Here is a 12,521-nt window from a genome sequence, read left to right on the forward strand (position 1 = left end):
GGCCGCAACGTCGGTGCCCAGCACCTGTGCGGCCAGGCGTTTGAGTGCGTCGATGGGGTGGGGCGGCGGCGCGCGGTCGGCGTCGGTCTCGCTGGGGGCGTCGGCGGCGCGAGGGGCCTCCTGGGGCAGTTCGGCCAGGGGCAGTTTGAGTTCGGCGATGCGGATCATGGTCTCGTGGGGCTTGTGTCGATCAAGCAGGCCGCGATTGTCGCCAATCCGTTGGTCGGGTGCGTTGTAAAAAGACCCGGGTATAAGTTAATAACCCGGGTAGAATTCGCCCGCTTCGGCGGGTTGAGTGTCCTCAGTGTCCCGCCCCCGGCACGCCGCCCAACGCAAAACGAACCATGCCCAATCCCGACATTCCCCGCTGCACCGCTTTTCTGGGTGCCCGCCGAGTGGCCTTTGGCAATTACGCCGAGGTGGCACGTGCGCTCGGCGCGCTCGATCTGTCGGCTGGCGGGTTGCTGGTGTTCGACGACGCCAGTGGCGCCCAGATGGACTATCCCTGGCCCGCCGACGCCGCAAAGGCGCCCGCGCCCGCGGCGGCCCGCGGCCAGTCCGAACCCGCCGCCGCCCCCGCCGTGGGTCGCCCGCGCCTGGGCGTGGTGGCGCGCGAGGTGACCTTGCTGCCGCGCCACTGGGAATGGTTGTCCCAGCAGTCCGGTGGTGCGTCCGCGGCGCTGCGCCGCCTGGTCGATGAGGCACGGCGGGCCAACGCGGGCCGCGACGCGCAGCGCCAGGCCACCGAGCGCGCCTACCGTTTCATGAGCGCCATTGCGGGCGGTTTCGAAGGCTTTGAAGAGGCGTCGCGCGCGCTGTTTGCGCACGACGCCGAGGCCTTTGATCAGCGCACCGCGAACTGGCCACCCGACATCCGCAGCCACCTGGCCTTCCTGGCGCGCGACGCTTTCGTCGCCGACGCCACCCAGTAGTCGCACCTGCACCCACTTTTTTCATCGGAGCTTTCATGCCGCCCCCCACCCAAGGACCGCTCTGGCGCGTCTACCTGTTCTTTCTGGTGCCCATGGTGCTGTCCAACATCCTGCAGGGGTTGTCGGGCACGCTCAATGGCATCTTCATCGGCCAGATGCTCGGCACGCACGCGCTGGCGGCCGTCTCGGGCATGTTCCCGATCGTCTTCTTCTTCATTTCGCTGGTGATCGGCATCGGCGCCGGTGCCTCGGTGCTGATCGGTCAGGCCTGGGGTGCGCGCGAGCCGCACAAGGTCAAGGCCATCGCGGGCACCGCGCTCACGCTGGGCGCGCTCATTGGCGTGGCGGCGGCCGTCATCGGCGTGGTGTTTGCGCGCCCCGCCATGCAGGCCCTGGGCACGCCGCTGGACGTGCTCGACGACGCGGTGGCCTATGCCCGCGTGATGCTGCTCATCATGCCGCTGCTGCTGGTGTTCATCCTGTTCACCCAGTTGCTGCGCGGCGTGAGCGACACCGTCTCGCCCTTGATCGCGCTGGCCTTGTCGACCGGTCTGGGGTTGTTGCTCACGCCCGCGCTGATCAAGGGCTGGCTCGGCCTGCCGCCGCTGGGCATCCAGAGCGCGGCCTATGCGGGCCTGGTCTCGTACGCGGTGGCGCTGGCCTATCTGGTGCGGCGGCTGGGCAAGCGCCACCACGTGCTGGCCTTCGATGAGCCCATGCTCGACGCGCTCAAGCTGGATCGCGCCATCCTGGGCAAGGTCATGCGCATCGGCTTGCCCACGGGCTTGCAGATGGTGGTGATCTCGTTGTCCGAGCTGGCGATCCTGGCGCTGGTCAACCGCCATGGCTCGTCGGCCACGGCGGCCTACGGCGCGGTGACGCAGGTGGTCAACTACGTGCAATTCCCGGCGCTGTCCATCGCCATCACCGCATCCATCCTGGCCGCGCAGTCCATTGGCGCCGGGCGGGTTGAGCGGCTGGGGGCCATCCTGCGCACCGGCCTGTGGCTGAACACGCTCATCACCGGCGCGCTGGTGCTGCTGGGTTACGCCCTGGCGCACCACCTGCTGGGCCTGTTCCTGACCACGCCCGAGGTGCTGGCCGAGGCCAAGCACCTGATGCACCTGATGCTGTGGAGCCTGTTGCTGTTCGGCTACCAGGCCATCGTGGGCGGCATCATGCGCGCCAGCGGTGTGGTGCTGGTGCCGATGGCGATCTCGGTGTTCTGCATCCTGGGCGTGCAACTGCCCGCGGCCTGGTTGCTGGATGGGCGCCTTGGCCTGCCGGGGATCTGGGTGGCGTTTCCGGTGGCGTATGCCTGCATGCTGGTGCTGCAAAGCGGCTACCACCAGCTGGTGTGGCGCAAGCGGCCGATCCATCGGCTGGTGTGAGCAACGCGGCGCGCTGGGCCCGGCGATAATCGCGCCCGTGAAGCGCGCCAGACCGCCGCTGGCACAAGGCCCGAAAGGGCGTGCTGGAGGAACGTCCGGACTGCACAGGACAGCGTAGGAGGTAACACCTCTCCACCGACAAGCCCGCCGCGTTCGCGCGACGGGCCCTAAGGTGAGGATCAGAGCAACAGAGACGAGCCGATTCAGTTCGGGTGAAACGGGCAATCTCTACGCGCAGCAACACCAAATAGGCCAGTGTCGATGTGGTTCCGCGGAGCTGGCGGGTAGGTGGCACCGAGCCGTGTGGGTGACCCACGGCCCAGAAGAATGGCGGTCACATGCCGGGCAACCGGCATGCACAGAATCCGGCTTATCGGCGCGCTTCACACTTATTTCAAAGCGGCTTCAGAGCTCGCGCGCCCAGTACTGGCCGTTGAGGTCTTTGCCGAAGCTTTGGTGGCGCTCTTCGCGCTCCAGCACAAAGCCGGTGGCCTCGTAGATGTGGCGCGCGGCCGTGAGGATGTCGTTGGTCCACAGCACCATGCGCCGGTAGCCGGCCGCTTGCGCAAAGCGGATGCACTCGTCGACCAGGCGCCGGCCCAGGCCCAGGCCGCGCGCCGCGGCGTCCACGTAGAGCATGCGCAACTGGGCGGTGTGCTCGTCGGCGCGCACCACGAACACGGCACCAATGACGCTGCCCTCGCGCTCGGCCACCCAGCAGCGCTCCAACCCGGGCTGGAACTGCTGCACGAAGCGGCCGGCGATCTCGGCCACCAGGCCTTCAAAGGTCCAGTCCCAGCCGTATTCCTCGGCGTACAGGCGCGCCTGCCGGTGCACGATCCAGCCCATGTCGCCGGGCACCGGCTCGCGCAGGATGACGGTGCTGCTGGCTGGCGTGTCGCCCAGCAACTGGCGCACGCGGGCCATGGCACCCACCAGCTCGCGGCGCTCGGCGGGCGACAGTGGCGCCAGCAGCGCCGCGACCTCTTTGGCCGACGCGGCATCGACCTTCGCGAACAGCTGGCGGCCTTCGGCCGTGGGGCGCAGTTCAAGACGTTTGCCGTGATCGGCGGCGGGTGTGCGCTCGATCAGGCCCATGCCTTCGAGCGCGGCAACCACGCGGCTCAGGTGGCCGGGGTCCATCTGCAGGGCCTCAGCGATGGCGCGCGCCGACATCGGCGCCTGGCGCGGCGCCTTGGCCACCTCGTAGAGCACGCGCAGTTGCGGCAGTGCCAGTGGCGAGGCCAGCAGGTGCTCGTCGAGCGCGCCCACCAGGCGCGTGTGGAAGCGGTTGAACTGGCGGACGGCGTCGATGTCGGCTGGTGCGGGGCTCGCGGGTTTCATGTTGACCGATGATTCATCGTGTTGACTGAGTCAACAAATAGGGCAAACCCGCGCCCCGCTGCCCATGCGGGCGATCGGGTCAGAGGTTGAAGCCGCCGAGTGCGCGGATGCGGTCCACGTGCGCCTGCAGCGAGCGCCGGGCCACTGGCCACAGCCGATCGGGCACGTCGTCGTAGGCCAGCGGCACCCAGTCGTCCAGGCCGCCGTCGGGGCGTTGCGCCATGGCGCGCGCGATCTTGGCCTCACGCGCCAGGCGGTGCGCCTTGAGGTGGTCGATGGCGCGCCGCGCGCCACCTTCGACCGGCGCCGAGGCGTTGTCGGCGTCGCGGCGCAGGTCGCCCAGCACGTGGCCGTGCGCCGGCAGGATGAAGTCAATGCCGTGTTCGTCGCACAAGGCGGCCAGCCGGTCGAGTGAATCGAGGTAGGCGCTCATGTTGCCGTCGGGCGGATCGATCACCGTGGTGCTGCCGTTGAGGATGTGGTCGCCCGAAAACAGCAGCCCGTCTTCGAGCAGTACCAGACACACATGGTTGGCGGCGTGGCCCGGCGTGTGCACCGCCAGCAGCGTGTGTGTGAGGCCGGCGGCATCGCGCAGCTCGATGCGTTCGCCGTCGGCGAGTTCGCGGTCGGGCGTGAAGCGGCTGTTCTCGCGCGCGGTGGGCAGACTGGCCAGCCCCAGGATGGGCGGGGTGCCGCGGCCGGCCTGGGTGCACAGACTTTGCAGGCGTTGGGCGCCGGGCGAATGGTCCGGGTGCGAGTGTGTGCAGACGATGGCGCGCAGGTCGGCGCCGGCGGCGCGCCACAGGCGTTCGATGTGCTCGGGCTCGTCCGGACCCGGGTCGATCACCACGAAGCCGGTGCCGGGGTCGCCCACGAGGTAGCTGTTGGTGCCGGGCCCGGTCATCACGCCGGGGTTGGGCGCGGTCAGCCGCGCCACGTGCCTGAGCAAGGCCACCGGCTGTTCGTGCTGCCAATCCAGCGGGTGCACGATCTGACCGTCCGGGCACACCAGCGCCAGCTCGCCGAACGGCGGCTCGTGCTCCATGTGGCGCGATTCGCGCCCGTGCACCAGGCCGGCGCGCGGGCAACTCGTCCACAGCGGCTCGTCGTGCGCGGCGCAGGCGTCGAGCACCGACTGCACGGTGGCGTGCGCCTGCAGCCGCTCCAGCGTGCGAATGGTCGGGAAGATGATGAAGAACTGGCCCGCCGCGTGGCGCGCCAGGGCGTCGGCCGGGCGCACCCACAGCGGCTCGAACTGCTCGGCCTCGTCGGCCACCGGCTCCTGGCCCTCGGGCATGCGGGCCACCAGGAAGGGCACGTCGAAGCGGCGCGACAGGTCGCGGTCGGTGATCCAGTGCGCCAGCACGAAGACCTCGTCGGCCGCCAGGCGCAAGCCGCGCGCGGCGCACTGCGCGGCGAACGGCGCCTTGCGATCGAGCGCCGCGATGTCGTCGGCACCGGCCCAGCGGCCGTCGGCATGGCGGGCCAGCAGCACACCCAGCTCTTCGAAGCTTTCGCGGATGGCGGCGATGGCCTGGGTCAGGCGCAGATCGGTCTGGGTCGGTCGCCGCGCCGCAGCGTCGAAGCACTGCGCGTCGGCGGCGTCGATGCCGCCACCGGGGAACACATAGGCGCCGGGCGCGAAGCTCGCGGTCATCGAGCGGCGGGTCATGAGCACCTCGACGCCGTCGGGGCCGTCGCGCAGCAGCAGCACGGTGGCGGCGGGGCGCAGGGGGGCGGGGGTGCGGGCGGGGTGCAGGAGCTGGGCAGGGCGGACCATGCCGGCGATTGTGCGGGAGCCGGTGGAGGGCCGCCTGTCGCGCAGGTGGGGGGGATCAGGCCGTGGGTGACAGCCGCTGCATCTCGGGCGACAACCCCTGCCAGGCGATGTCGAAGCCCGGTGTGGCGCGCGCGGGGGGCAGGGGCGGGCTGCGCAGCGCCCAGTGGGTGCCGGCGGTGACGCTGTCGATGACAGGCACCGGCACCTGCGGCTGCACCGCGGCCGCCATGCCGGCCAGCCCCGCGCCGCCCAGAATGACGGCCTGCACGCCGAGCTGCCGCGCTGCATCGGCGCAGGCCTGGGCGAGCAGGCGCTGCGCGCCGGCCGGGTCGGCCGCCAGTTGCGCGCCGGTGGGCACCACGGTGTGGATGCCGGCGAGTTGCTGCGAGTGGCCCAGCGACAGGGCCAGGCGCTGCAGCATCGGGCCCCAGCGTTCGCCGCCGGTGACGATGGCGTAGCGACCGTGGCGGGCGGCCTCAATGAACGACGCCTCGGCCAGGCCGGTGACCGGTGCCGGGCTGGACTCGCGCAAGGCCATCAGGCCCGGGTCGCCGAAGCAGCCGATCAGCACGGCGTCGGGCGCAGCGGTGGCGGTGTCGGCCAGGTCGGCCGCCCAGGCGTCGAGCGCGGCGTGGGCGGCCACGGCGAAGCTGGCTTCGTCGGCGATGTAGGGCGCGCCAAAGCGCGTGGTGGTGGTGCGCACCCGCACGTGCGAGCCGGCCGCGGCCTGCACGTGGCGCTGCAGCAGCGCGCTCACCGAGGCCGAGGTGTTGGGGTTGATGACCAGCAGTTCGCGCACGGTGGCTCAGGCGCTGACGCCGAACAGGTCCACCAGATCGGGGCCGGGATCGCGCTCGGCTGGGAACACCAGTTGCGCTTCCAGTCGGCTCAGGTGCTCCTTCATCAAACGCACCGCTTCCTTCGGGTCACGCAGCTTGATGGCCGACAGCAGCGCGCGGTGCTCCTGGCAGCCACAGGCGGTGGCTTCTTCAGCGGCGCGGCCGTGTGTGGGGCTGTAGGCCATGAGGATCAGCGAGGTGCGCGAGACCATTTCGCGCAGCACACCGCCCAGGGTGGCGTGACCCGAACGTTCGGCGATGTGCAGGTGAAAGTCGCCCGAGAGGCGGATTGCGCGGCGCATGTCGCCGGCGCTGCGCGCGGCTTCCTCGTCGCGGATGCAGCGCGTCAGCAACTGCACGTCGGCGTTGTCGGCCTGGGCGATGAAGCGCTCCACCAGCGGCGCCTCCACCAGGCGCCGCACCTCGAACACCTCGCGCGCTTCCTGCGCGGTGGGCTGCGCCACGGTGGCGCCGCGGTTGGGCGTGAGGGTGACGATGTGCTCGTTGGCCAGTCGCACAAGCACCGGCCGGATGCGCGTGCGCGAGACACCGAAGGCCTCGGCCAGGCGGTCTTCGATGAGCTTGGTGCCGGGCAGCAGGCGGTGGTCGAGCACGGCCGAGATCATGCGGTCGTAGATGTCCTGGTCACTGAGGACCGGCGTCGCGGCCACGGCTTGGCGCTTGCGCGCGGCCGCAGCGGGGCGCGTCGCCGTGCGGGGCGGCATGCGGCTCATGCCGGGCGCCTCTGGCGCTGCGTGCGGCCCAGGAACATGGCCAATCCCACCGTCACGCCGATCACCAGGAAGGACACCACGGTGGTCACCGTGCCCAGGGCGTAGATGGCTGGCGTGGTGACGGTGGCGGTCAGGCCCTGCAGCTCCAAGGGCAGCGTGTTGACATCGCCGATGGCCTGCGAGGTGCGGGCGATCTCGTCCCAGCTGAGGGTGAAGCCGAACATGCCGATGCCGATGACCGACGGCCCGATCAGGGGCAGCACCACGTGCAGGAAGGTCTGCCAGCGCGTGGCGCCGAGGTCGCGCGCGGCTTCCTCGTAGGCCGGGTTGAAGCGGTTGAACACCGCGAACATGATCAGCAGACCGAAGGGCAGGGTCCAGGTGAGGTGGGCGCCCAGCGCCGAGGTGTACAGCCCCAGCGCCGTGCCATAGGTCTCCAGCGTGCTCTCGGCGCCAACGACACCCAGCAGCCACTTGAGGCCGGTGTCCAGCAAGCGGAACTGCAGGCCGATGCCCAGCGACACGATGATGGACGGCATGATCAGGCTGGCCACGGTGACATAGAAGAGCGCGTTGCCTCCGCTCAGCTTCTTGCGGAAGGCCAAGCCGGCCAGCACCGACAGCACGACGGTGCACAACATCACCACGCTGCCCAGGCCGAGCGAGCGCAGGAAGGCCGCGCCGATGTCCACCGTGCCCAGGCCCTCGGCCAGCTGGCGGAACCAGTGCAGCGAGAAGCCGCGCAGCGGGAAGGTGAGGCCACCTTCGGGCCCCTGGAAGCTGAGCACGAAGATCACGAACATCGGCCCGTACATGAACAGCACGAACAGGGCGAAGACGATGGCCAGCGGCCAGAAGCCGGGGGCGCGGGCGTCGGAAGACTTCGTTGACATCACAGCTCCTTGCGGATGTCGACCAGCCGCGTGAGGCCCCAGATGATCATCAGCACCACCGCCAGCAGGATGACGGCGTTGGCGGCGGCCAGCGGGAACTGCAGGTAGCTGGTCTGCACCTGGATGATCTTGCCCACGGATGCGATCTGCTGGCCACCCATGACGCCGATGGTCACGAAGTCGCCCATCACGATGGTGATGACGAAGATCGAACCGATGATGATGCCGGTCTTGGACAGCGGCACGATCACGTTCCACAGCGTCTGCCAGCCGCTGGCGCCGGCGTCGCTGGCGGCCTCGAGCAGGCTGCGGTCGATGCGCATCATGCTGTTGAAGATGGGCACGATCATGAACATCGTGTAGAGGTGCACGAAGGCCAGCACCACCGAGAAGCCCGAGAACAGCAGCCACTCGATGGGCTCGTCCACGATGCCCAGCCCGGTGAGCGTCTGGTTGACCAGGCCGTTGCGCCCGAGCAGTGGCACCCACGAGATCATGCGGATCACATTGGACGTCCAGAACGGCACGGTGCACAGCACGAACAAGGCCGTCTGCATGCCGCTGGAGCGCACATGGAACGCCAGGAAGTAGGCCACGGCAAAGCCCAGCACCAGCGTGATCAGCCACACCAGCAGGCAGAACTTGAGCGTGGAGATGTAGGTCGAGAGCGTGACGCAGAAGTCACCGTGATCGGTGAGCGCCGAGCAGCCCTCGAAAATGCTCACGTAGTTGCGCAGCGTGAAGCCCGGCAGCAACTCGTATTCGTTGAAGTCCCAGAAGCTGACCATCAGGATCAGCCCCAGGGGCAACAGGAAGAACAGCACGAACACCACCGTGTACGGCGTGGCCTGCCACCAGGCCGGCACCGGCCGCTCGGGAGTGTCGGCGACGCCGTGCGCCGCTGGGGTGGACGAACTGCTCATGGAATGGGTCAATCAGGAAAGAATGGACGGAGGGCCCGTCGCGGCGAGCGCAGCGAAGCCCCCTCCAGGCCACCGCGGAACCGGCTTTGCCGGGCCGCAGGTGGCGCCCCCTCCGGGGGGCTGAGGACCGCGGCTCCGAGCCTGCCTGCGCAGGCTTGGACGGGACGAAGGGTCATCGCCTCTGGCGATGACGCGGCCTGCAAGGCACGCCACAGGCGGCGCGGGGGGAGGCCGTCAGGCCGCGACGAATTCGTTCCACTTCCTGACCATGTACTCGTTCTCGTCCATCACCGCGTTCCAGCAGGCGATGCCGCCCATGCGCTGCTCGTAGCTGCCGCCGTCGCGCACGCTGCCGGTCTTGGCCAGCACGTCGCCGTTGGGGCTCTTGATGTCCTGGGTGGCGGCCTTGCCTTCCATCCAGTAGGCCCACTCGTAGGCTTCCATCTTGGCCTTGGCGGTTTCCAGCACGGCGCTGTAGTAGCCCTGGCGGTTGAGGTAGGCACCGGCCCACCCGTCGAGGAACCAGTTGATGAACTCGTAGGCGCCGTCGAGCTTCTTGCCCGAGAGCGTGGCCGGCAGACCGAAGCCGGCTGCCCAGGCGCGATAGCCTTCCTTGAGCGGCTGGAACACGCAGTCGATGCCCTTGGTGCGCACGGCGGTCACGGCCGGGCTCCACATCGACTGGATCACCACCTCGCCCGAAGCCATCAGGTTGACGGACTCGTTGAAGTCCTTCCACAGGGCGCGGAACTGGCCCGACTTCTTGGCTTCGATCAGGGTCTTGATCGTCAGGTCGATCTCGGCCTTGGTCATGTTGCCCTTGTCGGCGTACTTGTGGATGCCCATGGCTTCCACCACCATGGCCGCGTCCATGATGCCGATCGAGGGGATGTTCAGGATGGCGGCCTTGCCCTTGAACTCGGGGTTGAGCAGCTCGGCCCAGGAGGAGATCGGGCGCTTGATCAGGTCGGGGCGGATGCCCAGCGTGTCGGCGTTGTACACGGTGGGGATCAGGCTCATGAACTGCGTGGGCGACTTGGCGAAGACCTTGCTCTTCTCGCCTTCCAGGAAGATGACCTTCTTGGGTGCCGTGCCCTGGTCGCCCACCGCCTTGCCGGCCACCGTGCCGGTGGTGAACAGCGAGGTGATCTTGTCGGCGTTCTTGATCTTCTTGACGTCGATGCCCTTGAGGTTGCCGGTGGGCACGATCTTCTTGAGCGAGAAGTACTCGGTGTCGATCAGGTCGAAGCTGTTGGGCGCGGTCACGGCGCGCTTGGTCACGTCGTCGGTGGTGACGGCCACGTACTGGATCTTGATGCCGGTGTCCTTCTCGAACTTCTCGGCAATGGTCTTGTCCTGGTTCACCGCGGTGCCCAGGTAGCGCAGCACGATCTTCTCTTGCGCATGCACGGCCGGGCCGACGCCGCTGGCCAGGATGCCGGCCATGCCGGCGGTGCCTTGCAGCAGGCTGCGGCGCGAGATGCCGGCCTGGCCGGACTTGCTGTCGAGGGAATCGGACATGGGTGTGCTCCTGTGGTGGTGTGAACGAAAGGGAAGACGGATGCGAAAAGGTGTCACGCGCCGAAGCTGTGGGCGCGTTGGGGGTCCCAGGTGAGGCGGGCGCGCTCGCCCAGCTGGAAGGGGCGTTGCAGGTAGCGCGCCTCGGGCACCATGACCGAGACGGTGTCGGTGCTGTCGCCGTCGAGCTTGAGGCCGATCAACACGTAGGTGCCCTGGTACTCCACGTCGCTCACCGTGGCCTGCCAGTCGCTGCCGCTGGCGGCTTCGTCGAGCGTGATGTGGTCGTTGCGCACGGCGACCTTGCCGTGTGCGGTGGCCAGCACGTTGTGGCCGCCCATGAAGCGCGCCACGAACTCGCTGGCGGGCCGGTTGTAGATCTGGTGTGGGCCGCCGACCTGCTCGATGCGGCCGTGGTTCATCACCACCATGGTGTCGGCCAGCGCCATCGCCTCTTCCTGCGAGTGGGTGACGTGGATGAAGGTCAGGCCGAGGTCCTTTTGCCATTGGCGCAGCTCGGCGCGCATCTGGATGCGCAGAAAAGGGTCAAGCGCGGACAGGGGCTCGTCCAGCAGCAACACCCTGGGCTGGGTGATGAGGGCACGCGCCAGCGCCACGCGCTGCTGCTGGCCGCCGGAGAGTTCACCCGGCTTGCGCTGCGCCAGGTGGCCCATGGCCACGCGCTCCAGCAGCGATTGGGCCCGCGCCTGGCGCTCGGCCTTGGCCACGCCTTTCATCTTGAGGCTGAAGGCCACGTTGTCCAGCGCGCTGAGGTGCGGGAACAGGGCGAAGCTCTGGAACATCATGGCGGTGCCGCGGCTGGCCGCGGGCAGAGCGGTGATGTTGCGGTTCTCCAGCAGGATGTCGCCGCTGGTGGTGCTCTCGTGCCCCGCGATCATGCGCAGGGTGGTGCTCTTGCCGCAGCCCGAGGGGCCGAGCAGGCAGCAGTAGCTGTTGGGGGCGATGCGCAGATCGATGCTGTCCACGGCCACGCTGGTGGGCCCGTAGCGTTTGGTCAGCGCGATCAGCTCGACGGCGGCTGGGGTGGGGGCGTCGGTGGACATGGCGTCTGTTCTTGCATGTCCCGTGCCAGGCAGTTTTGTACGCAATCGGCGAAAGATTGCGTACAAAAGGCACTGACTTTGTGCGCGCACCGCCGATGGCGGTGGTGCCAGCGGGGCACAACAGTGCGCGCGCACCGGCGGCGGGCGCACCAACCCCGGGATGGTGCGGGCCGATCGCGGGCCATGGCGTCGCGCCGGGCGGCAGCGCCGATAATCGCCGCCATGCAGATCCGCTTCACCAAGATGCAGGGCGCGGGCAACGACTTCGTCGTGCTCGATGAAACGCGCGGCCTGCTCGGCTTGAACGCGGCGCAGTACCGCTTCCTGGCCGATCGCCATTTCGGCGTGGGGGCCGACCAGATCCTGTCGGTGCGGCCGTCGCCGGGCGAGGGGCTGGACTTCGAATACGTGATCCACAACGCCGACGGCGGCGAGGTCGAGCACTGCGGCAACGGCGCGCGCTGCTTTGTGCGCTACGTGCACGACCAGCACCTGAGCGAGCGCAACCCGCTGCGGGTGAAGGTCAAGAACGGCGAACTCGAACTGCGTCGCCTGGCCGACGGGCGCGTCACGGTCGACATGGGACCGCCGGTCTTTCACCTGCCGGCGGTGCCCTTCGTGTCCACCGGCCTCAAGCCGGAGCGGGTCGGTGGCTTCGAGCGGTGGCCGCTGACCCTGCCCTATGCCGGCGATGTGCCGGTGGCCGTGCTGTCCATGGGCAACCCGCATGCCGTGCTGCGTGTCGACGACGTCGACAGTGCGCCGGTGGCCGGCTGGGGGCCGCTGATCGAGCGCCATGAGCGCTTTCCGCAACGCGTCAACGCCGGCTTCTTGCAGGTGGTCGACCCCCACACCGTCAAGTTGCGCGTGTACGAGCGCGGCGCCGGCGAAACGCTGGCCTGCGGCACCGGCGCCTGTGCGGCGGTGGTGGCCGGCATCCGCCTGGGCTGGCTGGCCGAGCGTGTGGACGTTCACACCCGCGGCGGCGTGCTCACCATCGAATGGCGCGCCACCGAGTCGCTGGATGCGCCGGTGTTCATGACCGGCCCCGCCACCCCGGTGTTCGAGGGCGTGATTGATGTGCCCGACCTGAGCTGACCCAG

The 12,521-nt window shown here is 69.0% G+C and carries 11 protein-coding genes and 1 other RNA gene; 4 read left to right on the forward strand and 8 right to left on the reverse strand.

Annotation, left to right across the window (positions count from 1 at the left end; genetic code table 11):
* The first annotated feature begins 344 nt into the window (after nucleotides 1-344).
* From KF871_RS12005 to rnpB, 3 genes are all read left to right on the forward strand, one after another.
* The gene (locus KF871_RS12005; RefSeq protein WP_291142549.1) at nucleotides 345-932 is read left to right on the forward strand and encodes a DUF2239 family protein; all 588 of its coding nucleotides are present in this window, start codon (nucleotides 345-347) and stop codon (nucleotides 930-932) included.
* Nucleotides 933-967: 35 nt separating this feature from the next.
* Entirely contained in the window at nucleotides 968-2,323 is a 1,356-nt protein-coding gene (locus KF871_RS12010; RefSeq protein WP_291142552.1) for an MATE family efflux transporter, read from the forward strand.
* Between the two features lie 39 nt (nucleotides 2,324-2,362).
* Nucleotides 2,363-2,712: RNase P RNA component class A (rnpB, locus tag KF871_RS12015), an RNA gene on the forward strand.
* 16 nt (nucleotides 2,713-2,728) lie between these two features.
* Here rnpB and KF871_RS12020 read toward each other — a convergent pair.
* The 8 genes from KF871_RS12020 to KF871_RS12055 all read right to left on the reverse strand — a co-directional run bounded on the left by KF871_RS12020 (nucleotide 2,729) and on the right by KF871_RS12055 (nucleotide 11,418).
* The gene (locus KF871_RS12020) at nucleotides 2,729-3,667 is read right to left on the reverse strand and encodes a bifunctional helix-turn-helix transcriptional regulator/GNAT family N-acetyltransferase (RefSeq protein WP_291142555.1); all 939 of its coding nucleotides are present in this window, start codon (nucleotides 3,665-3,667) and stop codon (nucleotides 2,729-2,731) included.
* Between the two features lie 79 nt (nucleotides 3,668-3,746).
* Nucleotides 3,747-5,447 (reverse strand): MBL fold metallo-hydrolase, encoded by a 1,701-nt coding sequence (locus KF871_RS12025; RefSeq protein ID WP_291142558.1) that lies wholly within the window; start codon nucleotides 5,445-5,447, stop codon nucleotides 3,747-3,749.
* 55 nt (nucleotides 5,448-5,502) lie between these two features.
* On the reverse strand, nucleotides 5,503-6,246 hold the full coding sequence (locus KF871_RS12030) for an aspartate/glutamate racemase family protein (protein ID WP_291142561.1): 744 nt from the start codon (nucleotides 6,244-6,246) through the stop codon (nucleotides 5,503-5,505).
* Nucleotides 6,247-6,252: 6 nt separating this feature from the next.
* A complete protein-coding gene (locus KF871_RS12035) occupies nucleotides 6,253-7,020 on the reverse strand; it encodes a GntR family transcriptional regulator (RefSeq protein ID WP_291142564.1) in 768 nt (255 codons plus the stop codon).
* Nucleotides 7,017-7,913 carry an ABC transporter permease gene (locus tag KF871_RS12040; RefSeq protein ID WP_291142566.1) on the reverse strand — a complete coding sequence of 299 codons (897 nt, stop codon included), beginning with the start codon at nucleotides 7,911-7,913 and terminating at the stop codon, nucleotides 7,017-7,019. The genes KF871_RS12035 and KF871_RS12040 overlap by 4 nt, the downstream gene beginning before the upstream one ends.
* Nucleotides 7,913-8,836: an ABC transporter permease gene (locus KF871_RS12045; protein WP_291142569.1), complete on the reverse strand. Its 924-nt coding sequence runs from the start codon at nucleotides 8,834-8,836 to the stop codon at nucleotides 7,913-7,915. The genes KF871_RS12040 and KF871_RS12045 overlap by 1 nt, the downstream gene beginning before the upstream one ends.
* A 234-nt stretch (nucleotides 8,837-9,070) precedes the next feature.
* Entirely contained in the window at nucleotides 9,071-10,357 is a 1,287-nt protein-coding gene (locus KF871_RS12050; RefSeq protein ID WP_291142571.1) for an extracellular solute-binding protein, read from the reverse strand.
* A 53-nt stretch (nucleotides 10,358-10,410) separates the two neighbouring features.
* Entirely contained in the window at nucleotides 10,411-11,418 is a 1,008-nt protein-coding gene (locus tag KF871_RS12055; protein WP_291142573.1) for an ABC transporter ATP-binding protein, read from the reverse strand.
* Nucleotides 11,419-11,640: 222 nt separating this feature from the next.
* On the opposite strand from KF871_RS12055, the gene dapF reads away from it, so the two are divergent.
* Nucleotides 11,641-12,516, forward strand: coding sequence for a diaminopimelate epimerase (gene dapF, locus KF871_RS12060; RefSeq protein ID WP_291142576.1), 876 nt, complete (start codon nucleotides 11,641-11,643; stop codon nucleotides 12,514-12,516).
* The last annotated feature ends 5 nt before the right edge of the window (nucleotides 12,517-12,521 follow it).

This window comes from Hydrogenophaga sp., from assembly GCF_019635465.1.
Lineage (GTDB): Bacteria > Pseudomonadota > Gammaproteobacteria > Burkholderiales > Burkholderiaceae_C > Hydrogenophaga.